We start from the raw sequence: 24,830 nt of genomic DNA on the forward strand, positions 1-24,830 counted from the left end.
GGGCGCTGGCGCGCGCCCGGGGTGGAGGCTCATTGCGCGGCCTGCCGCACCTGCTGCGGCTGGATGTTGTGGTTGACCCGGAAGAGGTTCGTGGGGTCGTAGCGCGCCTTGACCTCCCGCAGCCGGTTCAGGTTTCCACCGTAGGCTTCCGCGAGGCGGTCGGCGTCATCTTCGGGCAGGAAGTTCACATAGACGCTGGGCGCCGCATCCGCCGCAGTGGCGTTGAACAGATCGCGCGCCCAGGTGATGCAGGCCGTATCCTGCGCCGGATCGTCCCAGCGGGTGTGGACGTTCATGGTGAAGTGGCTGTCGCGCTGCGGAAAGGCGGTCGCCTCTGACGGGACGCGGGCCATCGCGCCGCCGACATGGGCGATGAAGATCTCGCATTGCGGATCGGGCAGGTCTTCCACCGCGCCGAGGATCGCCTCCATCGTGCCGGATCCGAGTTTCAGGAAATCCCGGCTCTTCCAGTAGTTTCGCGCCCCGGGCGTCAGCAGAGGGTCGAAGGCCGCCTGCCAGCCGGTAAAGGGGTGCGGCCCGATCACATCGACGATGGGCGTGCCGAGGGCCCTCAGCTCGCACATGGCCTCTTCGCCCTTGGCCATGTCGCCCACGTAGCAGGCCGCGAAGATCAGCACCTCGCGCCCGTGCCAGTCTTCGGGAAGGAATGGCAGGGGAGGCGCCTTGCGCAGGACCGACCAGACCGTCAGCTCGTCCGGGGCCTTGTCGCATATCTCCTGAAACTTCGGCAGCAGGGCGGCAGCCTCCGCGAATGGGTGGATGACAAGGCCGGACAGGACCTCGGTGCCGATGGCGTGTGCCTGAAATTCGAAAGAGGCAACCACCCCGAAATTGCCGCCCCCGCCGCACAGCGCCCAGAAGAGATCCGGATGCTCCGTTTTCGACGTCCGTATGCAGCGCCCATCGGCCAGCACGACATCAGCCGACAAAAGGTTGTCGATGGTCATCCCGTATTTCCGGGTGATCCAGCCGAAGCCGCCGCCAAGTGTCAGCCCCGCAATCCCGGTGGTGGAGTTCACGCCGACAGGAACCGCAAGCCCATGCACCTGCGACTCGCGATCCACATCGCCCAGCGTCGCTCCCGGCTCGGCCCGGACTGTCCCAGCTTCGGGGTCGACGTGAACCGACCGCATGCCCGACAGGTCCAGCATCAGCGAGCCGTCTTCGACTGCGAGGCCGGCGATCTGGTGGCCGCCGGACCGCACGGCCATGCGCAATCCCTTCTCGGCGGCAAAAGAGACCGCAGCCTGAATGTCACTGGCTCCCATCGCATGCACGACAAGCCCCGGTTTGCGGTCGATCATCCCGTTCCAGATCGACCGCGCGGTGTCATAGCCCTCATCTCCCTCGATCAGGACTTTGCCGCGCAAGGCGGCTGCAAGGGGCTCGCGGTCCGCGCTGGTGACTTTCTTGCGTGCACCGTCCAACCCGTTCAGTTCAATGAATTCCGACATGTCTTCCTCCCTGTGAGACCATGGCGCACGGCGATGCGATTTACTCCTTTGCGTGTCTGCCAAGTTCGCTTGTTTACGGTTCTAGAAGGATGACGGCGCTGCGAATCTCAAACCAGTGGCGAAACTGGACTGGCCACCGCGGACACAGGGTTGGATACAGAAACGCCAATTTGCGCTATGATGGAGACAGCCAGGGAGGGGGTCTCCGATGTCCAACGCCAGCTATTTCCAGTTTTGTCCGGTCGCGATGGCCGCCGAAATCCTCTGCACGCGGTGGACGATGGTCCTCGTGCGAGAGCTCGTGGCGGGCTCCACCCGGTTCAACGATATCCGGCGGGGCGTGCCGCGAATGTCACGCTCTCTGCTCGCGCAGCGCCTGCGGGAGCTGGAGGCGGCCGGAATCGTCGAGAGACACCCGGTCGAGGGCACTCAAGCCGTCGACTACCTTCTGACCGATGCGGGAAAGGACCTGCTGCCGCTTGTCGAGGCCTTCGGGATCTGGGGGCAGAAATGGGTGGAATCCGAGCCATCTCTGGAGCGGCTCGATGTGTCGCTGCTGATGTGGGACATGCGCCGCAATCTCGATCCTTCCCCGCTTCCACCGGGCCGGACTGTGCTGAATTTCCACTTCCCCGAGCTCGCGGCGTCAAAATCCTCGTGGTGGCTGATCGTAGAGGCGAACGGCGATGTCGATCTGTGTCAGGTCGATCCGGGGTTCGATGTCGACCTCTTTGTCACGACGGATTTGCGCACGATGACGGAGATCTGGATGGGCCTCACGACCGTATCGAAGGCCGCCCGCAAGCTCGACCTTATCGGGCCTCGAGAGGTGGTGGCCTCGATGCAGAAATGGCTGGGCCTCAGCCCCTTCGCTGCCGAGAAAAAGCTGGCCTCCTGAGCCGCGTCGCCGCTCCTGTCAGCGCGTCGTCGAAGGCTGTGGCAGACCGAGCCGGCATCGGCCACAGGCCGCACGTTCTGAAGGGCTACATGCCCATCAGCACCCGCGCGGCGTTGAAGAGCACTTTGGGGTCGAGGTCCGTGCGTGCGACCGGCGGGGGAGGTGTGATCCGTCCCGTCAGGCTCGCCACCGCGGCCCGGGCCGAGCGGACGGAATATTCCACCGTAAAGACGCAATCGCGCGGGAGTTCGCAGAATTGCCCGATGATCGCGAAGTTGCTGGCACCGCTGGGTCTCGTGTCGGGGCGATCCCCGGGTTGGCGCGGCATGAACTGGCTGGTGATGAACGGCATCCGGCAGGGGATCACGCGGGCGGTTTTGAACCAGGCCTGCTGTTCAGGCGTCAGGCCCATATGGCCGAACAGCTCGGTCAGGATCTCGTCGCCGGTCGCCTCCCACATCGGTTTCGTGGTGAAGTCGCCGGGACGATCTCCGCGCAGGCCATATCCCCAGAAGACATAGGTGCCGTGTTTCTGGCCGCGGAAATGGGGTTGGTGAAAGAGCACGATCGAGAGCGTCCAGCCCGAATCCGCGAAGGTCACCAGCCCGCCCGTGCCCGTGCGGTTACCGGTGAAATCCTCCATGAACTCGAAGAAATCGGGGCTGTCGAGCGTGACCGTGAAGGAATGCCACGCGGTTTTGTCAGTTTCGTCGCAGAACGCCTCCGGGCGGCCGAAACCTTCATGTTCCGCCGCCAGCTTGCGCCACAGCGTCCAGGCGCCGCCCTCGCGGTCATCACGGCTGGGCGCGCGATCGTTCGCCCCCGTCACCGAGGCATCGGTCATCGACCCGAGCGTGAGATAGACCCTGTCGGTCTCGGCGACCGGGATCTCCTCGCCGCTGGCAAGGGCCAGCGCACTGACGCGGCGGCCCTGACGCGAACCCTCGATCCGCACGTCGACGACCTGCGTGCCGGTGACGATTTGCACGCCTCGGTCGCGCAGCCAGCTCACGATTGGCGCGATCAGGGAGTCATATTGATTGTAGCGGGTGCGCAGGATGCCGGCGATCCGGGTGAAACCGGGAAAGAGATGGATGAACCGTCGCAGGTAGCGCCGCATCTCGACCACGGAATGCCATGGTTGGAAGGAGAACATCGTCGACCACATCAGCCAGAAGTTGCTGTTCAGAAAGGTGGGCTGGAACCAGTCCTCGATCGTCTGGGCTCCGAGAGACCCTTCGCGATGCAGGATCAGGCGGTTGATATCGACGATGTCCTGCGCCGTGAGCGTGAGGTCAAAGCGGTCCTCTGCCGGTTTGCCGCCGCGCACGATGCGGCAATTGGCCGAGCCGGGCACCATGCGGTTGAAGGCGAAGATGTCCTGTGCTGCCGAGGTGGCGGGATCGTCCGCCGAGGGGATCGAGCCGAGCAGATCGAACGTGCAGGCGAAATGCTCCTCGAACATCCGGCCGCCGCGGACGAGATACCCGTCCTCGCCATCGCCCGATCCGTCCAGCGAACCGCCCGCAGTGCCGAGTTGTTCGTAGACATGGATCGCCGCGCCATCCACGCCCGCGTCGCGTAGCAGAAAGACCGCCGTGGCAAGTCCCGCGATGCCGCCGCCAACGATGTGATGTCGTTCCGTTGTCGCTTCCATCGCCAAGCCTCGTTCTCTGCAGTCCAAATTTCCGTCGCCGCCGCCGAAATCCTTGGCGAGACGGCGAATTCTAGCATTTTATGAGAAACGGACGAAGAAGATTGCTCGCCGAGTTTATTCCTGCTCCACCCGCTCGCATGGGGGGCGGGGCAGGCGCGTCATACGGCGGACTGCCCACACAGCCTGAGCATGGAACCGGCCATTCGTGCTTGGCGAAGCTAATATCCATGCTCCCTTTTGGGGAGAAGGAATATCTCGGCCCGAAACCGCCCTTCGCCTGAATGTCGGTCACCGCGCAAATACCGGTTCTCAGGATATGCTATGTGATGACGATCCAGCATATTGTTGCGCTTTGACGAAGGTCAATTTGCGCTGACCCCGGTGCTCTATTCTGCAACCGACGGGTATTTTAACGCCACAGGTGGAAGGGCATCGCAGGCAGACATGCGTTTCAGTCTACTCAGAGCACTGGGATACTGTGCCGACGGGCTTTGGACGGGCTGGGGCGGACGAAAGCGTATTGAGTCCAGGCAGCTTCGGAGACTGCGACACCTCGTGGATAAGGCGCGGCGCGACTCGCCGTTGTTCGGCAGGCTCTATCGAGAGCTGCGACCTTCAAGCGAGATCGAGCTCCGCGATTTGCCGGTGACGCGCAAGCCCGATCTCATGAGGGCATTCGACGAGTGGCTGACGATCCGTACGCTTTCCTTCGAACAAGCGCGCGCGCATCTCCGGGACATCGAAAATGCGGGTGTGCCAATTGACGATGTCGCCGTTTTCCAGACCTCCGGAACGTCGGGGGAACCTGCGGTCATCGTCCTGCCCGCGTCTTTCGTGGAATATTACTACGGAATCATGATGGCGCGCTTCGAGCGCTACCATTGGCGGCTCATGCGCGACGTGCGCAAGCTCGGCGTGAGAGTGACGGTCACCGGCGGGAACGGTCATTTCGCCGGCAACGGGTTCAACAAGCTGATGCAGCGGCTCAATCCGTCCTTGGCAAAGGGACTTGGGTTGAACTTCATCGAGGCCGAACAGCCGATCGACCAGCTCGTCGATAAACTCAATGCGATCCCGAGCGTGGCCTGGATCGTGACCTACCCGAGCATGTTGGCCATCCTCGTCCGGGAAAAGGAAGCGGGGCGCCTGCATGTCGAACCGGCGCTTTTCAGCACGGGAGGCGAGACGCTCACCGAGGACCTGCGCAGGAGGGCCCTGCGGGCCTTCCCCTCGCTGAAATACGGCATCGCGGATTTCTATGGCAGCACCGAGTGCCTTGCGCTTGCTTTCACCTGCAGCCACGGGCGAAAGCACGTGAACGAGGACTGGGTCATCCTCGAAGCGGTCGACGAGGCTATGCGGCCTGTTCCAGATGGAAGGCTGTCGGCGGCCGTGCTCCTGACGGTGCTTGCCAACGAGGTGCAGCCCTTCATCCGATACGATCTCGGTGACTGCGTTCGGTTCCATCAGGACGCGTGCCCCTGCGGGTCGCCATTCCGCAGTTTCGAGGTGGAGGGGCGCCAGGCGACGCTGGTTCGCGTGGGCGAGGTGACGCTGTCGCCGCTCGTCTTCGATCTGGAGCATGACGACGCTCAGCGTGTCCAGCTGATCCAGACGGGCGAGAGAGAGTTCGAACTGCGCGTGCAGTTGGCTGGCAAGGTAACGGCAGGACCAGTCTTCGAAGACGTCATCGCGTCGGTCCAACGGGTGTTTCGCGATAATGGCTTGGAGAATGTCGCGGTGAGGGCAAGCCTTGAGGCGGTGGAATTCACGGCGAGCGGAAAGTTCCACGAGGTCTTGCCCTTGAGAGATAGAGATGCAGGTGTCCTTCCATGACGCGTCAAGCATGGCACCCCGGCGCGGGATGCTGCCAGAAGACGCGCGTGGGATTTCCGGGCCTTTAGAGGTCTGGATAACTGGGCCGCCGTTCACAGGCGGCCCAAAGCCGAAAGTCGTCAGACAGGGAGGCGCGGCACTGAAGCCCGCGAGGACGGGTGTCGCGGGCTGAGCACGGAATACCCGTGCGCCGGATGGCCGCTCGGGCGACGATCCGGCCGGTCGGAATACGGGTCGCGCGCGGGCGTTACTGCTGTATCGAGGCCAGATAATAGATGAGGGATAGGATGCGCCCCCGGGCCACCATGTCCGCCGTCTCTCCGCGCTCGCTGGTCGCCGAGGCCGCGTAACGGTCCCCCCAGACCGGCATCTTACTACCATGCGCCCGCGTCTCGTTTCGCCCATCTATCATCCGAAGCGCGTAGTCGAACGGGAATTCGCCATTGTCCTTCTTCGCCGCAAGGCTCGTGAGGTCGGGTGTCTGGATATCCAGCAGCCCTGCCAACGGGCCATTCCCCTTCGCGGACTCGCCATGGCATCCAGCGCAGGCGACCATGTATTCCTCGCGACCGGCATCCTCCTGCGCCAGAGCGCTTGTTGTCAGCAGCAGGAGTGCTGCCATGCTTGAAACCACCACACCGTTCATTGCTTTCTCCTCCCAGGATTTCGAACACTTCTCAGCAAAGCAGGTGACCGATTTTGCGCACTGACGGACGTCAATGGCTTCCCGGTCGCTTGGCGTTGGGAAAGGAGCATCGTCGGGCAAAAACGATCGCTCCTTTCCGAACCTGTCCGGGCGATCCGAGTGCGTATGGAACATGTCGAGAAACTGCGCGATCCGATGCCAAGCAACTTTGCCGATGACGGCGAGCTTGGAGGGCCACAAGGCGCCGCATTCAAACCGCGCGAAACAACCATTCTACGCTTTGCGCTGACATCCTGATGACAGCTTTCCTGCTCGGCGAAACGAAATTCGCGCTTCCAGGTCCCGTGACCAATGGGCTCTCACTTTGGGATGTCGATGGTGTGAAGCTGCGTGTTGACGAGAGTCAATGCTCACAGAGACCAAGGAGACCTACGCAGACATCCTCAGACGTCGGGACATCAGCGATGAAGCTTTGTCTTGCATGGCGTCCCAGAGGAGGAAAGCACAATGAAATCTGCGATAAAGAAACCTGTTGGCGGCGCTCCTGCTTCAGAAGGGCGTTTTCGTCGAGCGCTGGCCGCGCTTGGGATGGAGGGCGAGGACAGCACGCGGACATCTTCGGTCAGCTACGCCAGTTTCAAATGGATTCAGATCCTTTTCGGTATCGTGCTCATCTACGACGCATGGACCTCTCTGAGCTGGCAGCACAAAGTCGCGTCGGCTCAGGCGCTGGGACTTCCGACCTCGAGCCCGGTTCTGCATCTGCTGGTGATCGTCCTGGCTTTCGTGGAGTTGGCAGTGGCCCTTTCGATCATGTCCAACCGCGGTGTGGTCCCGATGAGTTGGGTCGGGATCTGCTATGCCGGGTTCGTCTGGATCGTGTTTCAGCATGGTGGGGATTTCGGCCAAGATGGGACAGACCCCGGGGTCGCTCTTCCCTATGTCGTGGTCTTCGCGTTCCTGATCGGAGTGCAGCGTCTGCGGACAGATCCGGATGTGTCGAAGAACGAGATGCTGACCCTCGCGCGGAATGGCTTTGGTTTGCTTTGGGGATATGATGCGCTGCTGAAATTTCAGCCCTACTTCCTGAACCACTTCACGGATTTCCTCACATCCGCGCAGGCGGATATGAAAGGCACGCTTGCCGCCAGCTACGACCAGTTGTTTCTGGGTGTGACAAACGCAATGGGTCCACATCTGGTCGCGGTTCTTGTGGCGCTGACCGAGGCACTGGTGGCGGCGTCCCTAATCAGCGGGCGCGGGCTGAGAATCATGGCGCCGGTCGGCTTCCTGCTGTCATTCGCAATCTGGAGCACGGCCGAAACCTGGGGTGGGCCCTACAGCATGGGCGTGTCAGCGGAGGCGGCTCAGCTCTTCGGCGCAGCGACAATTTACATGATCGCCTTCTTCTACATCATGACACTCTACAATCCGCTTGATTTGCTGCGGACAAGGTCGCGGGTGCTGGGCTGATTGCGCAAGCGTCTCGCCGGCTGCAAACGCTCAAGCAAAAGAACAGATCGTCGACCGGATGACATGGTTCCGTCTGGCCCAAGCCAGGCGGTTCCAGTGAGCGCGCCGCCGAAGCAGACTGTGGTGGGAATGCCTATATCGGCTCACAGAATGGCAAATGCCTCGAACCCCACTAAGATCATCGCGACATACCGGTGAGCGATGCCAGGCACGCAAGTCGCGGGACTTACATCAGCCCAAACTTCAAGGCGATCGCGACGGCCTCTACGATCGTCCGTGCCCCGAGTTTACGGCGGAGATTGGCGCTGTGCAGATCGATTGTCGGTATAGCGATGTCGAGGTCATGGGCGAGCTGGTCCCGTCGGCGCCCTCGGACCAATCCGTGCAGAACGTTCCGCTCGCGTGGGGTGAGCCGCATCTTCTCACGCGGGGCTTCGGCCAGATTACGTAGCCCATCCTCTTCTTCGCTCGTCACGATAACCAAGACCTTTCGGCCGCCGTCGGTTCGCGGCAGCAGGTTCAGTCTCAGCCTCGGGACAATGCGTCCGTCAGTTGCGCGCATCTGAGGTAGATCGAGCGACCCCGCCTCGCTTTTCTCCGCATCCGTCGAGCGTCCAATGGCTTGGCGCAAACCTTGGTGTATCGCACCGCGTGAGCGCAATTTCCGTTCGAAGTCGAGCACCAGAAGCGGATGGAGTTCGACAAGGATCTCGGCCATCCCGTTCATGCGCACAAGGCGCCCCTCATGGTCGAGTTCGAAAATCGGGGCATCGTTGAGCAGGCTGTGGTCGGTTGCGGTGACCTGCCGGATACTGGCGCGGTGCAGCTCCCGGCGGATTTTGTGCAGCCGTCCCAGATCCTCGACATGCGCGTCGAGAGTCTGCAATTCGGGATCAGTGAAATCGCCCCCGCGCTTGCCCTTGTGAAACGCCGTCGCGACCAGACCGTCGCGCGTGCTCTGCATCATCCCGAGACACCAGTAGCGATCGATCCGGTTCTTCAAGATGAAGTCGTTATACATTTCGCTGCGTTCGAACTCTTGTGGGCCGACGTGGTCTGACAGCCGAAAAAGCCCCTTGCCGCACTTCTCCGGTGTGCCATGGGCCAACCAAGGGTCGTGACCCTCGAAGGAATTGTAGTCGAGATTGGCCTCCGCCTGTGTTCCGGCTGTTATTTCTCGGTAGTCGCCTGGATGAAGCCAGATGAAGACCGCGGAGGGGATGTCGATCTCTCGCGCGAGCATGTCGGGGAGCAAGGTGAAGAGCTCATCGTCAAGCGCGGCGTCGTAGATCTCATGATGCGAAATAATATTCGGCATTAGGTCAGTTTGGTCTGTGCAGACGGGCCATGCCTCAAAGCGCGAAGGTTTCTGAAAAAACACATGTGGCAGATGGCAAGTCGGCTTCCCCCCCAAAAAAGAAATCAACTGGATGATCGGCTACCGAACCGTCGAGCCATACGCTCGAGAAAAAACGAAACAGAAAGAGCATGCCGATTATCTTTTGACATACGGTGCCAGATTTTCCTCAAAAATCAAGTTTGAGGGAAAGAGCGCAATCGACCGAGTTTGTCGTGTATAACGCAACATTCGACCGCGTGCGGCGCGCGGTGCAGGTAATCCTTGGGGCTCGACCGAGGATTTTGGCGCGTTCCAACTTCAGGCTCAGGCCGAGGCTTGCCGTCCGGTCCCGGCGATGCACGCCAACGATCGGAAAGGCCGCGTCGTAGTGACGCTCTCCGTAGCTGAGTGACATCCCCCCTCGAAGCCCTTCGATCAAGGGCCGCTCGATGCCCACGCGCAGCTCTGCGCCGGAATAGCGATGATAGTCCTTCCGGGGCAAGGCGCGCTCCAACCGCAGGCCGTAGCTCAAGCTGCTGCGCCTCCCTAATCGGGTTCGGTGCGCAAGGTCGACGCGATATCTCGGTCCAGTCAAATAGGGCTTTTCGCTGTAGTTAACATACTCGCCGCCCAGCCGGAGAAGCGTGCGCCCGGCCCCTGCGGACCGCCACGCTTTCGCGAACCACACGCCGCGTGTGAAATTGTCCGAGGTGATGTCCTGCGACCCGCCGCCATAGCGCCTGTCGCGGATATATGCCTCTAGCGACCACGGCGCGCGACCACCGAGATGCTGGTATTGCACGGCAAGCGCGGGCTCCGAGTAGCGTAGGGTCGCACTGTGATACCACGCCCCCGCAAAGGAGGCGCGAAGCCGGATGCGATGCCCCGGTCGCGGCTGCACAAACCAGTCCAGCTTCGCGCCATAGCCCAGCCCGACCCCGGAGGTCTCGTTCCCACCGCTATCGATCAGAAATGTGCCGAAATCGGTCACGAGATAACGCTCCGAGGCGACGTGATCGACGTTGCTGCTCGGCAGGATCGAGGCGGTGACAGAGAAGCGCAGCGGATGCATGCGATCAAGTGCCTGCCAGGCCGCGAGAAGCGTGTCTTCGTGCTTTGGATCCTTGGCGAGCGCATAGCGCAGGAACGCCTCGTTGCGGCGCACGGAGCCAAGTTTTTTGAAGCTTTGCTCCAACCCGGTCTGTGCCGGAGAAAATTCCGGATGGCGCGCCGCGATTGCGCCGAAAATCAGCAGCGCCCGCCCCGGTTTTCCCTGCGCGAGCTGCGCATTGGCCACGCCGAGCCAATCTGAGACTGTCTGCTCCGCGAAGCTGCGCGTCGGCAGGAGCATGGAGGCTGCAAGCGCGAGGGCAAGCCAGATCATGTGAAAGGAAGAGCGGTGTCGCATCGCGTTCGTCGATTGCCTCTCGGCGAGTCGGAAAGAGACCGGGCGCAGGACGCCCGGCCTGTGCAGGAAGAGCCGTGCCTCAATTCTCGGTGGCGTAGTAATTGCCAGTGACATTGACGGGCTCGCTGCCTGCATCGGTCATTGTGCCGGAGACGTCGCCCACCGCAGTCAGCGTGCCCGCGTCGTCATAGAAGCTGCCATTCATATCCAGAGCGAAATCTGCGCCCGGAGAACTGCCATCCGACATCGTGCCCGTTGCGGTCGCGGCCATGTCCGAGCCAGAGACAGTGCCCGCCACGTCGAGCGAGCCGGTTACATCGGTTTCTTTGGTCAGGACGTCGCCGCTATAGATGCCGAAGCTGGACCCTTTCCCGGTCAGCGTGCCAGCATCGAAATCGACATCCATCGCCAATTCCCCGAGCACCGTCGTGGTGGGGTCCTCGGGATTGACGCCGCTAACGCCCATATAGCCCGACATTGACGCTTGCCCTGTGGGCGTGGTCGTCGTCAGGCTGCCGTCGTCGATCCGGGCCTGATAGTCAGAATAAGTAGCATCAATGTTTTGCGCCTCTGCCGACGTTAGGGCGCCGGAGGAGCCATTGCTGCTGTTGCAAGCGGACAGCGCAAGACAGGCGGCTGACGCCGCGAGCGCGAATTTGAATGTCATGAGAATACCCCGAGTTGTGAGTGTGTCATCACGGCCCGGCAGATCGAGCCGATCACGCGCATTTCACGCCACTGTGCCAAGTCCACGCAATCTATGAGAAACTATAGGGTTCACCGCGATCCTCTAGGTCGAGCGCCGCGGTTCGCGCGACTAGCCTGTTCTCTCCGAGGCATTTTGTGGTTTCCCCAGCGATGTTTCACTGTGTCGATCATCCTTCGCATTGCATGAAGGTGAGGACGATGACGGTTGCTCCACTTTGTCGTCAGCGCTGTGAAGCCCCTCGTTGGGGACGCTGCCGGATCAAATGCCTCGGAAGCGGATCGGGGGGCGGACAACCGGAGAGGTTGCCAAGCTGGTCCCGATCCTCAAGGATCACGCCGGAAAAGCGAGGCGGCCCGAAGCGGGGCCTCGCGACAGCGAAAAGAGGATGCGATGAAACTGAATGTCTATCTGGCCGGCGAGATTCACACCGATTGGCGCGAGGCAGTGAAATCTGCCTGCGAGGGGCTCGAGATCGAATGGTCAGGGCCGGTGACGGATCACGGGGCCTCGGATGATTGCGGGGTCGAGATCTTCGGCGCGGAAGAGGACAAGTTCTGGCATGACCGCAAGGGCGCGTCGCTCAACGCGATCCGTATCCGCACCGGGATCGAGCGCTGCGATGTGCTCGTGGTGTGTTTCGGCGAGAAATACAAGCAGTGGAACGCGGCCTTTGACGCGGGCTATGCGGCGGCGCTCGGCAAGCCGATCATCGTGATCCAGCCGCCCGAGCATGACCATGCGCTCAAGGAGGTCGACGCGGCGGCCAATGCGGTGGCGCGCACCCCCGAACAGGTGGCCCGCGCGCTGCGCTACGTGACGACGGCGGCGCTTTAAGTTGGACGATGCCCCGCCCGCAGTAGCCGCAAAGCGGCCCGGGCAGCGCCCGACCGCCCCCTCGGGCGGGCGCTTTGGTGACCTGCGCGCGCGGGTCGAGGTCATCCGGATTTGGCCGGGATAAAGCGCTGACCACGAAGGGCAGGGCGCCCACCCGGCGATCGGGCGCTGCCCTCTGCTACGCAAACTGTGGCCCCCCAAACGAAAACGCCCCCCGCAGGTCATCCTGCGAGGGGCGCGGTTTTCTGTAAGACAGGCGATCAGGCCAGATCGAAGCGATCGGCGTTCATCACCTTAGTCCAGGCGGCTACGAAGTCCTCCACGAACTTCTCGCCCGCATCGTCCTGGGCATAGACCTCCGCATAGGCGCGCAGGATTGCGTTCGAGCCGAAGACCAGATCGACGCGGCTCGCGGTCCACTTAACCGCGCCGGTCTTGCGGTCGCGGATCTCGTAGGTGCCGTCGCCCACCGGATGCCAGCTGTAGCCCATATCGGTCAGGTTGACGAAGAAATCGGTCGTCAGCTGGCCTTCGCGGTCGGTGAAGACGCCGTGCTTGGTGCCACCGTAGTTCGTGCCGATGGCCCGCATGCCGCCGATCAGGACGGTCATTTCATGCGCGGTCAGCCCTATCAGCTGGGCACGATCCAGAAGCATCTCCTCGGGCGAGACGATGTAGTCCTTCTTGAGCCAGTTGCGGAACCCGTCAGCGAGCGGTTCGAGCACGTCGAAGCTGTCCGCATCGGTCATCTCGTCGGTTGCATCGCCACGACCCGGCGCGAAGGGCACCGTCGCGTCATGACCGGCCGCCTTGATCGCCTGCTCGACGCCGACATTGCCCGCCAGCACGATCACATCGGCCACCGAGGCACCGGCTTCCGCCGCGATCGGCTCAAGCACCGAGAGCACCTTTTGCAGACGTGCGGGCTCGTTGCCCTCCCAGTCCTTCTGCGGGGCGAGACGGATGCGCGCGCCATTGGCGCCGCCGCGCATGTCCGAGCCGCGATAGGTGCGCGCGCTGTCCCATGCGGTCGAAACCAGTTCGGCCACCGACAGATCCGAGGCCGCGATCTTCGCCTTCACAGCCGCCACGTCCCAATCGGTCGAACCGGCGGGGACCGGGTCTTGCCAGACCAGATCTTCCGAGGGCACCCACGGGCCCTTGTAGCGGACCTTCGGACCCATGTCGCGGTGGGTCAGTTTGAACCATGCGCGGGCGAAGGTCTCCTTGAAATACTCCGGATCGGTCATGAATTTCTGGCAGATCTCGTTGTAGATCGGGTCGACCTTCATCGCCATGTCGGCATCGGTCATCATCGGCATCCGGCGCTGGCTCGGGTCCGAAGTGTCGAGCGGCATGTCCTCTTCGGCGATGTCCACCGGCTTCCACTGTTTCGCGCCAGCGGGGCTCTGGGTGACTTCCCACTCATGGCCGAAGAGCATCTCGAAATAGCCCATGTCGAATTCGAGCGGGTTCGTCGTCCAGGCGCCTTCCGGCCCGCCGGTGATCGCGTTGCTCGCTTGCCCCTTGAGGTTCGGGTTGAACCAGCCGAGGCCCTGCTGATCGACATCGGCCGCTTCAGGCTCCGCGCCGAGCGCCGACGCATCGCCATTGCCGTGGGTCTTGCCGACGGTGTGGCCGCCCGCGGTCAGCGCGGCGGTTTCCTCGTCATTCATCGCCATGCGCGCGAAGGTCTCACGGACTTGCGCCGCGGTCTTCATCGGGTCGGGCTGGCCGTTGACGCCCTCGGGGTTCACGTAGATCAGGCCCATCTGCACGGCGGCGAGCGGGTTTTCCATCGTGTCGGGCTTGTCGACATTGGCGTAGCGCTCGTCCGACGGCGCGAGCCATTCCTTCTCGGCGCCCCAGTAAGTGTCCTTCTCGGGATGCCAGATGTCCTCGCGCCCGAAGCCGAAGCCGAAGGTCTTCAGGCCCATGCTTTCATAGGCGACGGTGCCTGCGAGAATGATCAGATCCGCCCAGCTGAGCCGGTTGCCGTATTTCTTCTTGAGCGGCCAGAGAAGGCGGCGGGCCTTGTCGAGGCTCGCATTGTCGGGCCAGGAGTTGAGCGGTGCGAAGCGGATATTGCCGGTGCCCGCGCCGCCGCGCCCGTCCGCGAGACGGTAGGAACCCGCCGAGTGCCAGGCGAGGCGGATCATCAGACCGCCGTAATGGCCCCAGTCAGCCGGCCACCACTCCTGGCTTTCGGTCAGCAGCGCATGCAGATCGGCCTTCAGCGCCTCGTAGTCGAGCTTCTCGACCTCTTCGGCATAGTCGAAGCTGCGCCCCAGCGGGTCGGTCTTGGTGTCATGCTGGTGCAGGATGTCGAGATTGAGCGCCTGCGGCCACCAATTCATCACGTTCGAGCCAAGCTCGGTATTTCCGCCATGCATCACCGGGCACTTGCCGCCGGTGTTCACTTCGTTTCCATCCATCTGTGCTTCCTCCTGCTGAGCACGGGTTGATCGGGGAGACCGGTCAGGGTCTGACATGCCGCTGCTTGTCCGAAATAGGGGCTGCGGCGCGGGGCTCCCCGCCTTGCCCGATGCTCATAGCAGATGGCGTGATAAATAAAAATTTGGAAATTATAATCATAGTCATAAGGCAAGGTTATGGGGCGGCGTTTTATTGGCTGAATCCAAGCTTCTCAGCGCGTTTGCCGGGGGCAGAGCCCTTTACTTGGCTGGCGCCGTTCGCGGCTTCGTGATTCACGCTCTCCGAAAAGGGTGAGAGTCGTGCCAGTGGCGCGGCGAACGCCCCGATAGCGCGGCAGGGTGCGGTGCTTGTTGGTCATGCCTCACGCGGCGTTCCAGCCTACATCCGCTCGGACAACGGCACGTAGATCGTGGCGCAGGCAGTTCAGGACTGGTTGCCGCCGTTGTCGCGAAGGCCGCGTGCATCGAGCCTGGGTCACCCTGGGAGAATGGATGTTACGAAAGCTTCAACGCTCGGTGCCACGATGAACTGCTCAAAGGAGAGACCTTCTACAGTCCGCGCTCGATGCATTTTCTCTCTGACCGAGACCCAAGATTGAAGGCATGCGGAATCAGTCCGCAAATTGCTCCCCGATCAAGCCCGCAGCAAGACGACGTTTTCCGGTCTCGCGATATGAGAGAAGGTTGCCGCCTGCGTATTCTCGTCATGATTTGCCACCAAAGGCGCGATCTTCTCCAGCGCTTCAGCAAGAATGTCGCCGACTTCGTCCAGATGGTTGTCTTCGGAATAGCTTACGAGATCAGCCAAGAGACAGGAGATCCACTGATGATTGTCGCGATCATTGTCGCCAATCGAAGGGCCCCAGGAAAAATTCGACATCTGAAGGAGCTGGACGATGTCCATCAGGAGGTCTCCTCGTAGGCTTGAAGTTCAAACACATCGTGGCGAATGCCGGAGAACGCTCTCAGGCTCTCGATGCGCTTTTCAGAGCAATCCATGAGTGCTGCGAGTGCGGTTACCTTGCCCATCGGATGCGGCGAGCCGAGATAGCCGTAGGGTGCGTTCCCGGACCTTTGCATGACGCGGTTCATGACAGGGTCGATCACGGCCACTGCGTCGGTGATGCCAGCGCCCATCCCGTATTCGAAAGCCCCAATCATCACCTCGCTGGTGACATAGGAGATCGAATTGCGGGTCGGGCCGCGCCCGAGCAAGCTCGTATCGACACAAAAGCGGGTCGCCTCCCAGACATGAGGGCTGCGGATTGGCGGCTCCCCGTCGAGCAGGCAAGAAAAGACATCCGACAGCATATGCGGGCCAGTCGTTTGCAAGAGCCGCATGCAGCCGACGACCCGGCCCTGGTCGTCAAGGCTAATGACATGGGCAGGGTCGAGATCATCAAATGCGTCGCGCTCCATGCCGTCGGAGACGTTTACGTCCCAGCCCAGGCGGCCTTCGAAGACGCGCGCTCTTAGCCGGTGCATTTCCGCAAGAAGATCAGAATGTTCGTGAGAGTTGAGCGAGTCGACGATAATGATCATTTTGGTGTCCACCGTTTGATTTCTTGCTCGATTTATAGGTTTCAAACGACGGCTCTGTGAATAAGGGAAACCCCTTATAGGTGCGGAACACCTCGCAGGAACATCGGGTTTCACTTTGACGTTTCGATCGCGAAAACGCGCTGCGACGAAATTCTGGCGGATTTTTTCGTGGTGCTTGGGCGACGAGCGCGCCTGCAAGGGGCCGGGGAAGCGGCACGACGCCTGTTGGGGGCATGCTCCGGGGCTTGTGCGTAGATTTCAGCCGGGCAGGATCAAACCCATGCCGATGGCCCGCCCGACAGCTTGGCTCGTTGTCATCGCACCAAGTTTAGTTCTCGCCGATCGCAGATGAATTTCGACCGTGCGATGGGAGATCGAGAGAATGTCGCCGATGTCTTGCTGCTGCTTCCCGACAGCCGTCCATTGAAGAATTTCGACTTCGCGCGCGGAGAGGGCAGGGAAGCCCAAAGCATTGAAAAGGTTAGTGCTTCGCATGACAGAGTCATGCATGTGAACCGCTGCGGTCTGAAGGTGCCCCATGATGTGCTTCTTCAGTTTCCCCCACTCCTCGAGCGAGCAGTGCCTCGTCACCGACAGCAATCCGCGATCGCCATAGGGACCCCGGATGGGCACCGTCAATCCCTGAGAGCTCACCCCAAAATCGGCAGCTGCCCGGAATACGGAATGGAATTTCTGATCCCGTTCGAAGCGTTGCCAGTCGACGGGAGCTATGCTTCGGCTTGCAACATGCAGTGTCGGATCGACGCGGTGGAGATTTCGCGAGATATAGTGCTGCTTCCAGTCGTCTGCGTAGTTTGCATATCCGACGACATCCCCGGTTACCGGGTTGACCGAAGCGTAAGAGCCATAGTCGAGTTCGAGCGTATCGCACATCGTCTCGATGTAGGACACGTAGTCTTCAGTCGTTGGGCGTCGCGAGCCAAGATCAATGATGTCCACTGCGGCCCCCCTGTATCTTGACCGATAGATTTGAGAGCAATGCGCGTTTCTATGGATCAGACATCTGCCGTTGAGGCATTCTCATAACATAGTGTTACAGCAAGCCGCGGCTGGCGGCAATGTGAGCCGCTTCCCGAACGGATCGAGCCTTCAGCCGATCGGCTCCGTTCTTGAGGCGCAGCTTTACCGCACCTTGAGAAATGTCGAGGGTATGAGCGATCTGCTTATAGAGATACCCCTCGGAATAGAGCTTGAGCGCTTCCAGCTGCGGGCCGGTGAGAGGCTTTGCGCCGTCTTCGTGCAAGTTCTTCAAAGCTTGTTCGAGCTTGGACAGCTCCGAAGCTGAGAAGTTCCGGTCGTGACGGGCAAAAATGCCTACGGAGCGCTTCGGGACTTCGTCGGACCCTGGGATCGAGACAACGCAACCGTGTGACAGACCAAAGCGCTCGTAATCTGCAAGGATAGAAGTCTTACCCGGAACCGAAATTTCGTGCCAATGCGCATGTCCTGAATTGTCACGCGCCCAGTGCAGCAAAGGGTCTGATAACGCGCCCCCTATCCGGGTGTAGTGGTCGATCCATTCGGCAGAGAAGAGGTTCATCTCTACTTCGGGCGCGTAAAAGCCCACGCGGATTGCCACATAACAACCTTCAGGTGCGAGCTCTGCGAAAAGGGGCTTGCAATCGCTGGGCTTCATTGGTCAGGTCTTTTATTCCTAATGTACTAATCGTAGGCTCTGGGAAAACGGCGCTAAATACGCCATAGACATCGGCGAGAATTAACCCGATGTGGTCAGGAGGCGAAGATTGGATAGACTGCGCATAATCGAGGACCGCTTGCAACGTCTGAATCGGGTTTCCGATTGGACATTCGCGTTAGGCTTGCATATTCGCTTTGCCAATCCGACCCTCCGCTACCTCACATATCCAAAAGAGTGGGTGGATTACTACACTGAAAAAGAGCTCGTTTTTGTGGACCCGGCGGTCCGCTGGGCGATCTCCAACCAGGGCATTTGTGATTGGGCAGATCTCGCCGACGGTGACGAGAGTGACGTGTTCGGCGCCGCCGCGCGTTTCGGATTGCGCTTCGGAAAAGCCATTGCGCTCGGGGAACTGGACCGCTCACTCGGTTTCTTTGCCCATCCGTCTCGTCCGATCACGCAGGAGGAGATCGAGCAGGCTCAATCGTTGATGCAAGAGCTTCACGATCTGACCCGCGATGCGCTGGACATGTCCGAGGAAGAGCTTGAGGAACTGCGCCAGATTACTGTGCCAGCTTAGCTGGTCGTTTAAAGGCCGGGGGCAATACTGGCGAGGCGGGGGCGCGGCTCCGGGTCGAAGCCCGGCCTGACACGCGTTCGCCGCTGGATTTCACTTCGCGGCAAGGCGTCGGATTGAGTGGCCTTTCATCGCACCGGGCAAGTCAGTTCGCCTGTTGCGAAATTCGTGCTATTCGGAGCGCTACCTGACCGCTTCGAGGGTCTTCCGAGATGGACAAGCTTTCCGTGATGCAAGCCTTCCGCCGCATCGTCGAGCGCGGCAGTTTCGCGCGCGCGGCGGAGGATCTCGGGGTGTCGCCTGCGCTTTTGAGCCGCGAAATAAAGCTGCTGGAAGAAAGCCTCGGGAGCTCGCTGCTGACACGCACGACGCGCTCGATGTCTCTGACCGATGCCGGGCGGCTCTACTATGACGAGGCGAGCGGCATCCTCGACGCGGTGACTTCGGTGGAGACGCGTATCCGCGACGGGGCCGGAGCGGTGCGCGGGCATCTGAAGGTGAACGCCTCCAGCTCCTTCGGGCAGACGGTGATTTCCCCGATCCTGCCGGAGTTTCTGGAGGCGCATCCCGATCTGCGGCTGTCGCTCTCGCTCGATGACCGAGTTGTCGACATGGTGGAGGGCGGCTTCGATGTCTCGATCCGCATCCGACCGGCGATGCCGGACTCGGCTCTGGTCGCGCGCAAGATCGGCACGATGCGGCAGCGCATCTTCGCTTCGCCCGCCTATCTCGCGCGGGCTGGCAGTCCCCAGCGACCGGAGGATATCGCGGGGCATAGGGGCATCGGCTTCCTGCTGGCCGACCATCTGACGAAATGGGCGCTGCACGGGCCGGAGGGCGCGATCAGCCTCGATCTCGATCCCGCCATTCGCGTGGGCAACAGCCTCGTGCTGCGCGACCTGCTGATCGCGGGTCAGGGCATCGGCACCTTGCCGGATTTTGTCTCGAACAAGCCGGAGAGGCGCGGCGATCTGGTGCGCGTGCTGCCCGAGTGGGAACTGCCCGCACCGGAGATTTTCGCCGTGACGGCCTCTCGGCTGGGTATGGATGCCAAAGTGACGGCGTTTCTCGATCATCTGCGGGCGGCGATGGAAGCCTGACATTCTTCAACCGGCGTAAAGAGTGATTTGCGCCTCGGCCGCTTATTCCGACGCGGCTGATCCGCGATCTTCTCAGGCAATGAAACCCATGCCCTGAGAGGATCCAATGACCCGCGTTCTCGTTCTTTATTATTCCAGCTACGGCCATGTCCGTGCGCTCGCCCAAGCCGAGGCGGAGGGGGCGCGCAGCGTGCCCGGCACGCATGTCGATCTGCGCCGCGTTCCCGAAACTCTGCCCTATGACATCCGGCAGAAGGCTGGCTTCGCCGCCGACGATACGCCCGTCGCCAGCCCCGCCGATCTCGAAGCCTATGATGCGATCATCTTCGGCACGCCCACGCTGTTCGGGATGATGGCCGGGCAGGTGAAGTCCTTCCTCGATCAGGCGGGCGGGCTTTGGGCGCGCAATGCGCTGGTCGGCAAGGTTGCCGCCGTGTTCACCTCGACCGGCTCGCAGCATGGCGGGCACGAGGCGACGCTGCTTTCCACGCAGATCCCGCTGCAACATTTCGGGATGCTCATCGCCGGGATGCCCTACACTTTCGCCGATCAGACGCGGGCCGACGGGATCGTCGGCGGTGCGCCCTACGGCGCCGGCACGATCGCCGGGGCGGACGGGTCACGGACACCGGCCGAGACCGATCTCGCGGGCGCCCGCTTCCAGGGCGCTCATGTCGCGCGCATTGCGGCGCGGCTCGCGGGGGCCGCTCTGAACGAGGAGGCCGCGTGATGCCCAAGCTCACCATCGATTTCTTTCACGATGTCGTTTGCTGCTGGTGCTTCAACATCTCGTCGCGGATGCGCAGCCTCGCCGCCGAGTTCGATCTCGACATCCGGCATCGCAGTTTCGTCCTGCAGGCAGATCGCGCCGAAATGGCCGCACGCTGGGGCTCCCCCGAAGCCGCCCGCGAGACCATCCTCGAGCATTGGGCGGTCTGCAGAGAGGTCAGCGACCGGCCAGAGCTTGTCGATATCGAGGCCATGCGGGCCGCTGATTTCGACTATCCCCACGGGATGACCGCCGCGCTCGGATGCAAGGCCGCAGAGGCGCTGGGCGGGCAGGACGGCCATTGGGACATGTTCGACCGGTTGCAACGCGCGCATCTCACCGAGGCCCGGAACATCGCCGATCCGGTCATCGTGCGCGACGTCGCGCGAAGCCTCGGGTTCGAGGCGGCGGCCTTCGCAGAGGCGTTCGACGATCCGGCCACAGCCCAAGCCGTCGAAGCAGATCGGCAACGCGCCCGCGCCCTTCAGGTCCGCTCCATCCCCGCGCTGATCGTCCGGGAAACGGGCGCGCGGCTCGTGAACGGGACGCGTGAAGATCTCGCGGCACAGTTGCGCAGTTCCCTGAAACTCGTCGCGTGAGGAGGGCCCCTGATGAAAATCCGTTTGTTGTTCCGTGGTCTCCGGCATCAGCGCTTCCATCCGCGTCGCGTGCCGCGTGATCTCTCGCCCCATCTGATGCGCGATATCGGGCTCGAGCCTTGGCCTGAGCGTCCCTGCCTCTCTCCGCGCCACTTTCTGTGAACGCCCCGACCGAAGGCGCCAAAGGCACCTTCACGCGGCGCACCGATACCGCCCCGAGGCCCCGTCTTCTCTCTCTCTCTCTCTCGCTTGTCCCTGAATACGAGTCGTCCGATGTCACGCACTACCGATATTTTCCTCACGGCACTCGCCCCCGCTATCTGGGGGAGCACCTATCTCGTCACCACCGAGGCGCTGCCCGCTGGCTACCCCATCACGCTTGCGGCCCTGCGCGCCTTGCCTGCGGGGCTGTTGCTGCTTGCGCTCACGCGATCGCTGCCGCCGCGTGCATGGCTTGGCCGCACCTTCCTCCTTGGCAGCCTGAACTTCGCTCTGTTCTGGAGCCTTCTTTTCGTGGCGGCCTATCGTCTGCCCGGCGGGGTCGCGGCGACGCTCGGCTCGCTTCAGGCGATGATGGTCATCCTCATGGCGCGCGGCTGGCTTGGCACGCCGGTGCGCACCGGGGCCGTCACTGCTGCGGCGACGGGCGTTCTGGGCGTCGCGCTTCTTCTGCTGGGGCCAGAGGCCGCGCTCGATCCCGTCGGTGTCATTGCCGGTATTGGCGGAGCCGCGTCGATGGCGGCGGGCACCGTGCTGAGCCGCAAATGGCAGCCGCCTGTCTCGGCGCTGAGTTTCACCGGCTGGCAACTGACGGCGGGCGGGCTGGTTCTGCTGCCGCTGGCTTTGATCGTCGAGCCGTCCCTGCCGCCGCTGACTGCGCTGAACCTGTCAGGGCTGATCTGGCTTGGCCTGATCGGGGCGGGCGCGACCTATGCGATCTGGTTCCGGGGCATTGCCCGTCTCGAGCCCGGCGCGGTCTCGATGCTGGGGATGATGAGCCCGGTCACGGCGGTCACCCTCGGCTGGCTCTGGCTGGGGCAGGGCCTGTCGTTGCTCCAGATGAGCGGCGCGGCTATCGTTCTGATCTCGGTCTGGGCCGGGCAGCGCGGGAACCGTCCGCGGGTTGCCAATAGCTTCCGCGCTTCGCGCGTAGCGCAATCGAGAGCGGCGTGAGCGTCAATCAACGGAGGACTTCCGCGTGGCCCAACTTTCCCTGACCGACGACCTGATCCGAAAGTCGCGCCTCGCCGGGCTGCTCTACCTCATCATCATCGTCATGGGGCTCGGCGCCGAGCTTGGCCTGCGCGCTCCCCTGATCGATCTTTCGGATGCCGCAGGCACGGCCGCAGCGATACTGGCGGCACCGGGCCAGTTCCGGCTGGCGATCATAGCCGATCTGGTGATGGCGCTGAGCGATGCGGGGCTTGCCGTCTTGCTCTATCTGATTTTCCGCAGCGTCGCTCCGGGTCTTGCCCTGTCGGCTATGGTGTTTCGGTTGATTCAGGCCGTCCTCATCGCGGCAAATCTGATGGCCTTGCAGACGGCCTGGCTGCTTCTGACAAACGCCCATGATGTGGCCGATGCCCAGTCGCTGGCGCTGATCTTTCTCGACCTGCATGGTCATGGCTACGATCTCGGGCTGGTATTCTTCGGTGTGAACAGCCTGATGATGGGCGTTCTCGTCTGGCGCTCGGGCCTCTTCGCGAAAATCTTCGGAGCGGGGCTCGCGCTGGCCGGTCTGGTCTATCTGATTGGCAGCGGGATCCGGTTTCTCGCCCCCGACCTCTCGGCGGCTTTCGCCCCTGCATATGGGCTGACGATCCTCGCAGAGACTGCGTTCTGCCTCAGGTTGCTGTTTCAGCGGCGATGAGCAGAGCAAGCGCGACACCCACAGCCCCATCGACCGAATTTACCTGACGCGAGTAGAGATGGCGATTTGTTGCTATTAAGTGGCGGAACTCTGTCAGTCCGGCTCTTGTCGCCTGCACTAACGTCCCTCGAAAGTGAACGTGTGTCTCCGAGATGCGCGATTTGGCGGTTTCGGAGGACGCATGGAGATCATCCAATTCATCGCTAACAACTGGAGCTCGATCCTCGGGATGGCGCTTCAGCATATCGCCATCGTCGGCACTGCGGTCGGCCTCGCGATCCTGACCGGAGTGCCGCTCGGCATTGCAATTACCCAAAACCGACGTGCCGCCGATATCGTGCTCTATATCGCCTCGATCATCGTCACGATCCCCTCGATCGCGCTGTTCGGCCTGATGATCCCGATCCTGTCGCATATCGGACAGGGGATCGGATGGCTGCCCGCGGTGATCGCGATCCTGCTCTATTCGCAGCTGCCGATCGTGCGCAACACCTACACCGCGATCACCAATGTCGACCCCGCCTTGCGCGAGGCTGCGAGGGGGATGGGCATGACGGCCGCGCAGCGGCTCTGGCAGGTCGAGATTCCGATCGCGGTGCCGGTGATCATGGCCGGTGTGCGCACCGCTGTCGTGATGAATATCGGGGTCGCCGCGATTGCCGCCTATATCGGCGCTGGCGGGTTGGGGGTGCTGATCTCGCGCGGGATCAGCCAGACCGATCCGCGCCAACTCATCACCGGCGCGCTCGCCGTTTCCCTTCTCGCGATCCTTGCCGATTGGGCGCTCTTGCAACTGCAAAAGCGCCTCACGCCAGCCGGACTCAAGCACTGAATCGCCCAATTTTGGCCCCAGCTTCAAAGGACCACAGACATGATCGAGCTTGAGAACCTGACCAAGACGTTCACCCTGCCGACCACGACGATCGTCGCCGCCGACAAGGTGAACATGACGGTGCCCAGCGGAGATATCTGCGTGCTGCTCGGGCCCTCGGGCTGCGGCAAGACCACCGCGCTGAAGATGATCAACCGGCTGATCCCGCCGACCTCGGGGCGGATCCTGATCAACGGCGAGGATACGTCTAGGCTCAACGATATCGAGCTGCGCCGCCAGATCGGCTACGTGATCCAGCAGATCGGCCTGTTCCCGAACATGACGATCGAGGAAAATATCTGCGTCGTCCCGAAAATGCTGGGCTGGGACATCAAGAAGGCGCGGGCGCGGGCTTCCGAGCTCATCGACCTCGTGGGGCTCGATCCGCGGCAATTCCTGCACCGCTATCCCAAGGAGCTTTCGGGCGGCCAGCAACAGCGTATCGGTGTGATCCGTGCGCTGGCGGCGGACCCGCCGGTGATGCTGATGGACGAACCCTTCGGCGCAATCGATCCGATCAACCGCGAGATCATCCAGGACGAGTTCCTGAAGATGCAGGCGGAATTGAAGAAAACCATCATGTTCGTCAGCCACGATATCGACGAGGCGGTGAAGATGGGCGACAAGATCGCGATTTTCCGGTCCGGTAAGATCGAGCAATTCGACGCGCCCGACCAGATCCTCGCCCATCCCGCGAACCCGTTCGTCGCCGATTTCGTCGGTGCCGACCGGACGCTCAAACGGCTGCGTCTGGTCACTGCCGAAGAGGTCACCGATACGAATTGCCCGGTCGTTTCGCGTCGCGCCTCGCCGCAGGAGGCCCGCAACGCCGCACGCAGCAGCGCGGGACGCATCGTCGTGGTGATCGACGCCGACCACCGTCCCGTGGGCTATGTCACGACCGAGGAACTGGAGGGCGCGGATGGCTCGATCGCCGATTTCGCCCATAGCCTGCCCGCGACCGTGCCGGTGCGTGCCGATCTGCGCGCCGTGGTCTCGGAGATGTTCGCCAATGACGTGATGTGGCTGGCCTGCACCGACGATCAGGGCCGCTTCGCCGGGCTCGTCACCCAACCTGCGGTCACAGCCGCACTGGGTGAAACCTACAAGCGTTCCGAACTGAACTGAGGGT

23 protein-coding genes and 1 pseudogene are annotated in these 24,830 nt (G+C 62.1%); 13 read left to right on the forward strand and 11 right to left on the reverse strand.

The features are described from left to right. Positions 1 to 29: 29 nt before the first annotated feature. Positions 30 to 1,475 carry an FAD-binding oxidoreductase gene (locus AXZ77_RS03950; RefSeq protein WP_098410131.1) on the reverse strand — a complete coding sequence of 482 codons (1,446 nt, stop codon included), beginning with the start codon at positions 1,473 to 1,475 and terminating at the stop codon, positions 30 to 32. 208 nt (positions 1,476 to 1,683) lie between these two features. Between AXZ77_RS03950 and AXZ77_RS03955 the strand changes: the two genes are divergently transcribed. Continuing rightward, the gene (locus tag AXZ77_RS03955) at positions 1,684 to 2,373 is read left to right on the forward strand and encodes a helix-turn-helix domain-containing protein (RefSeq protein WP_098410132.1); all 690 of its coding nucleotides are present in this window, start codon (positions 1,684 to 1,686) and stop codon (positions 2,371 to 2,373) included. Positions 2,374 to 2,458: 85 nt separating this feature from the next. Here AXZ77_RS03955 and AXZ77_RS03960 read toward each other — a convergent pair whose 3' ends face one another. Further along, the gene (locus AXZ77_RS03960; RefSeq protein ID WP_098410133.1) at positions 2,459 to 4,030 is read right to left on the reverse strand and encodes an oleate hydratase; all 1,572 of its coding nucleotides are present in this window, start codon (positions 4,028 to 4,030) and stop codon (positions 2,459 to 2,461) included. A 555-nt stretch (positions 4,031 to 4,585) separates the two neighbouring features. Here AXZ77_RS03960 and AXZ77_RS03965 point away from each other — a divergent pair. Next, positions 4,586 to 5,866, forward strand: a complete 1,281-nt coding sequence (locus AXZ77_RS03965) for a phenylacetate--CoA ligase family protein (protein WP_255266407.1) — start codon at positions 4,586 to 4,588, stop codon at positions 5,864 to 5,866. A 247-nt stretch (positions 5,867 to 6,113) separates the two neighbouring features. On the opposite strand, the gene AXZ77_RS19720 is transcribed toward AXZ77_RS03965, so the two are convergent. Next, a complete protein-coding gene (locus AXZ77_RS19720) occupies positions 6,114 to 6,752 on the reverse strand; it encodes a hypothetical protein (protein WP_255266408.1) in 639 nt (212 codons plus the stop codon). Positions 6,753 to 7,019: 267 nt separating this feature from the next. Here AXZ77_RS19720 and AXZ77_RS03975 point away from each other — a divergent pair, with 267 nt between their 5' ends. Next, a complete protein-coding gene (locus AXZ77_RS03975) occupies positions 7,020 to 7,985 on the forward strand; it encodes a hypothetical protein (RefSeq protein WP_141536221.1) in 966 nt (321 codons plus the stop codon). Positions 7,986 to 8,211: 226 nt separating this feature from the next. Here AXZ77_RS03975 and AXZ77_RS03980 read toward each other — a convergent pair whose 3' ends face one another. The 3 genes from AXZ77_RS03980 to AXZ77_RS03990 all read right to left on the reverse strand — a co-directional run bounded on the left by AXZ77_RS03980 (position 8,212) and on the right by AXZ77_RS03990 (position 11,399). After that, positions 8,212 to 9,303 carry a LuxR C-terminal-related transcriptional regulator gene (locus AXZ77_RS03980; protein WP_098410135.1) on the reverse strand — a complete coding sequence of 364 codons (1,092 nt, stop codon included), beginning with the start codon at positions 9,301 to 9,303 and terminating at the stop codon, positions 8,212 to 8,214. A 208-nt stretch (positions 9,304 to 9,511) separates the two neighbouring features. Continuing rightward, positions 9,512 to 10,846 (reverse strand): surface lipoprotein assembly modifier, encoded by a 1,335-nt coding sequence (locus AXZ77_RS03985; protein ID WP_176535958.1) that lies wholly within the window; start codon positions 10,844 to 10,846, stop codon positions 9,512 to 9,514. Further along, on the reverse strand, positions 10,812 to 11,399 hold the full coding sequence (locus AXZ77_RS03990) for a hypothetical protein (protein ID WP_141536222.1): 588 nt from the start codon (positions 11,397 to 11,399) through the stop codon (positions 10,812 to 10,814). The genes AXZ77_RS03985 and AXZ77_RS03990 overlap by 35 nt, the downstream gene beginning before the upstream one ends. A 432-nt stretch (positions 11,400 to 11,831) precedes the next feature. On the opposite strand from AXZ77_RS03990, the gene AXZ77_RS03995 reads away from it, so the two are divergent. Next, positions 11,832 to 12,275: a YtoQ family protein gene (locus AXZ77_RS03995; RefSeq protein WP_098410138.1), complete on the forward strand. Its 444-nt coding sequence runs from the start codon at positions 11,832 to 11,834 to the stop codon at positions 12,273 to 12,275. Between the two features lie 260 nt (positions 12,276 to 12,535). Here AXZ77_RS03995 and katG read toward each other — a convergent pair whose 3' ends face one another. Then, a complete protein-coding gene (gene katG / locus AXZ77_RS04000) occupies positions 12,536 to 14,710 on the reverse strand; it encodes a catalase/peroxidase HPI (protein ID WP_098410139.1) in 2,175 nt (724 codons plus the stop codon). A gap of 365 nt (positions 14,711 to 15,075) precedes the next feature. On the opposite strand from katG, the pseudogene AXZ77_RS04005 reads away from it, so the two are divergent. Beyond that, positions 15,076 to 15,266 (forward strand): annotated as a pseudogene (locus AXZ77_RS04005) (integrase core domain-containing protein); the annotation flags it as partial. Positions 15,267 to 15,344: 78 nt separating this feature from the next. On the opposite strand, the gene AXZ77_RS19495 reads toward AXZ77_RS04005, so the two are convergent. From AXZ77_RS19495 to AXZ77_RS04020, 4 genes are all read right to left on the reverse strand, one after another. Next, positions 15,345 to 15,614 carry a hypothetical protein gene (locus AXZ77_RS19495; protein WP_176535922.1) on the reverse strand — a complete coding sequence of 90 codons (270 nt, stop codon included), beginning with the start codon at positions 15,612 to 15,614 and terminating at the stop codon, positions 15,345 to 15,347. After that, complete coding sequence (locus AXZ77_RS04010; RefSeq protein ID WP_098410140.1) at positions 15,614 to 16,252, reverse strand: acyl-homoserine-lactone synthase; 639 nt, start codon at positions 16,250 to 16,252, stop codon at positions 15,614 to 15,616. Before AXZ77_RS04010 ends, AXZ77_RS19495 begins: the two co-directional genes overlap by 1 nt. A gap of 258 nt (positions 16,253 to 16,510) precedes the next feature. After that, complete coding sequence (locus tag AXZ77_RS04015) at positions 16,511 to 17,212, reverse strand: LuxR family transcriptional regulator (protein WP_098410141.1); 702 nt, start codon at positions 17,210 to 17,212, stop codon at positions 16,511 to 16,513. Between the two features lie 94 nt (positions 17,213 to 17,306). Continuing rightward, complete coding sequence (locus AXZ77_RS04020; RefSeq protein WP_098410142.1) at positions 17,307 to 17,909, reverse strand: autoinducer binding domain-containing protein; 603 nt, start codon at positions 17,907 to 17,909, stop codon at positions 17,307 to 17,309. A 109-nt stretch (positions 17,910 to 18,018) separates the two neighbouring features. Here AXZ77_RS04020 and AXZ77_RS04025 point away from each other — a divergent pair, with 109 nt between their 5' ends. From AXZ77_RS04025 to AXZ77_RS04060, 8 genes are all read left to right on the forward strand, one after another. Beyond that, on the forward strand, positions 18,019 to 18,492 hold the full coding sequence (locus tag AXZ77_RS04025) for an autoinducer binding domain-containing protein (protein ID WP_098410143.1): 474 nt from the start codon (positions 18,019 to 18,021) through the stop codon (positions 18,490 to 18,492). 209 nt (positions 18,493 to 18,701) lie between these two features. Then, positions 18,702 to 19,589: a LysR family transcriptional regulator gene (locus AXZ77_RS04030; RefSeq protein WP_098410144.1), complete on the forward strand. Its 888-nt coding sequence runs from the start codon at positions 18,702 to 18,704 to the stop codon at positions 19,587 to 19,589. Positions 19,590 to 19,695: 106 nt separating this feature from the next. Next, positions 19,696 to 20,319 carry an NAD(P)H:quinone oxidoreductase gene (gene wrbA / locus AXZ77_RS04035; protein WP_098410145.1) on the forward strand — a complete coding sequence of 208 codons (624 nt, stop codon included), beginning with the start codon at positions 19,696 to 19,698 and terminating at the stop codon, positions 20,317 to 20,319. Next, on the forward strand, positions 20,319 to 20,957 hold the full coding sequence (locus AXZ77_RS04040) for a DsbA family protein (protein ID WP_098410146.1): 639 nt from the start codon (positions 20,319 to 20,321) through the stop codon (positions 20,955 to 20,957). The genes wrbA and AXZ77_RS04040 overlap by 1 nt, the downstream gene beginning before the upstream one ends. Before the next feature lie 273 nt (positions 20,958 to 21,230). Then, positions 21,231 to 22,130, forward strand: a complete 900-nt coding sequence (locus AXZ77_RS04045; protein ID WP_098410147.1) for an EamA family transporter — start codon at positions 21,231 to 21,233, stop codon at positions 22,128 to 22,130. A gap of 25 nt (positions 22,131 to 22,155) precedes the next feature. After that, positions 22,156 to 22,827 (forward strand): DUF4386 domain-containing protein, encoded by a 672-nt coding sequence (locus tag AXZ77_RS04050; protein ID WP_098410148.1) that lies wholly within the window; start codon positions 22,156 to 22,158, stop codon positions 22,825 to 22,827. A gap of 181 nt (positions 22,828 to 23,008) precedes the next feature. Beyond that, entirely contained in the window at positions 23,009 to 23,659 is a 651-nt protein-coding gene (locus AXZ77_RS04055; protein ID WP_098410149.1) for an ABC transporter permease, read from the forward strand. 39 nt (positions 23,660 to 23,698) lie between these two features. Next, positions 23,699 to 24,826, forward strand: a complete 1,128-nt coding sequence (locus AXZ77_RS04060; protein WP_098410150.1) for an ABC transporter ATP-binding protein — start codon at positions 23,699 to 23,701, stop codon at positions 24,824 to 24,826. Positions 24,827 to 24,830: the final 4 nt, after the last annotated feature.

The organism is Thioclava sp. ES.031 (genome assembly GCF_002563775.1).
In the GTDB taxonomy this organism is placed as follows: Bacteria; Pseudomonadota; Alphaproteobacteria; order Rhodobacterales; family Rhodobacteraceae; genus Thioclava.

What these genes read in the sequence shown, in the direction of transcription:
- AXZ77_RS03950 (WP_098410131.1), bottom strand. Translation starts at nt 1,475, where the DNA reads ATGTCGGAATTCATTGAACTGAACGGGTTGGACGGTGCACGCAAGAAA.
- AXZ77_RS03955 (WP_098410132.1), top strand. Translation starts at nt 1,684, where the DNA reads ATGTCCAACGCCAGCTATTTCCAGTTTTGTCCGGTCGCGATGGCCGCC.
- AXZ77_RS03960 (WP_098410133.1), bottom strand. Translation starts at nt 4,030, where the DNA reads ATGGAAGCGACAACGGAACGACATCACATCGTTGGCGGCGGCATCGCG.
- AXZ77_RS03975 (WP_141536221.1), top strand. Translation starts at nt 7,020, where the DNA reads ATGAAATCTGCGATAAAGAAACCTGTTGGCGGCGCTCCTGCTTCAGAA.
- AXZ77_RS03980 (WP_098410135.1), bottom strand. Translation starts at nt 9,303, where the DNA reads ATGCCGAATATTATTTCGCATCATGAGATCTACGACGCCGCGCTTGAC.
- AXZ77_RS03985 (WP_176535958.1), bottom strand. Translation starts at nt 10,846, where the DNA reads ATGTCACTGGCAATTACTACGCCACCGAGAATTGAGGCACGGCTCTTC.
- AXZ77_RS03990 (WP_141536222.1), bottom strand. Translation starts at nt 11,399, where the DNA reads ATGACATTCAAATTCGCGCTCGCGGCGTCAGCCGCCTGTCTTGCGCTG.
- AXZ77_RS03995 (WP_098410138.1), top strand. Translation starts at nt 11,832, where the DNA reads ATGAAACTGAATGTCTATCTGGCCGGCGAGATTCACACCGATTGGCGC.
- katG (WP_098410139.1), bottom strand. Translation starts at nt 14,710, where the DNA reads ATGGATGGAAACGAAGTGAACACCGGCGGCAAGTGCCCGGTGATGCAT.
- AXZ77_RS19495 (WP_176535922.1), bottom strand. Translation starts at nt 15,614, where the DNA reads ATGGACATCGTCCAGCTCCTTCAGATGTCGAATTTTTCCTGGGGCCCT.
- AXZ77_RS04010 (WP_098410140.1), bottom strand. Translation starts at nt 16,252, where the DNA reads ATGATCATTATCGTCGACTCGCTCAACTCTCACGAACATTCTGATCTT.
- AXZ77_RS04020 (WP_098410142.1), bottom strand. Translation starts at nt 17,909, where the DNA reads ATGAAGCCCAGCGATTGCAAGCCCCTTTTCGCAGAGCTCGCACCTGAA.
- AXZ77_RS04030 (WP_098410144.1), top strand. Translation starts at nt 18,702, where the DNA reads ATGGACAAGCTTTCCGTGATGCAAGCCTTCCGCCGCATCGTCGAGCGC.
- wrbA (WP_098410145.1), top strand. Translation starts at nt 19,696, where the DNA reads ATGACCCGCGTTCTCGTTCTTTATTATTCCAGCTACGGCCATGTCCGT.
- AXZ77_RS04040 (WP_098410146.1), top strand. Translation starts at nt 20,319, where the DNA reads ATGCCCAAGCTCACCATCGATTTCTTTCACGATGTCGTTTGCTGCTGG.
- AXZ77_RS04045 (WP_098410147.1), top strand. Translation starts at nt 21,231, where the DNA reads ATGTCACGCACTACCGATATTTTCCTCACGGCACTCGCCCCCGCTATC.
- AXZ77_RS04055 (WP_098410149.1), top strand. Translation starts at nt 23,009, where the DNA reads ATGGAGATCATCCAATTCATCGCTAACAACTGGAGCTCGATCCTCGGG.
- AXZ77_RS04060 (WP_098410150.1), top strand. Translation starts at nt 23,699, where the DNA reads ATGATCGAGCTTGAGAACCTGACCAAGACGTTCACCCTGCCGACCACG.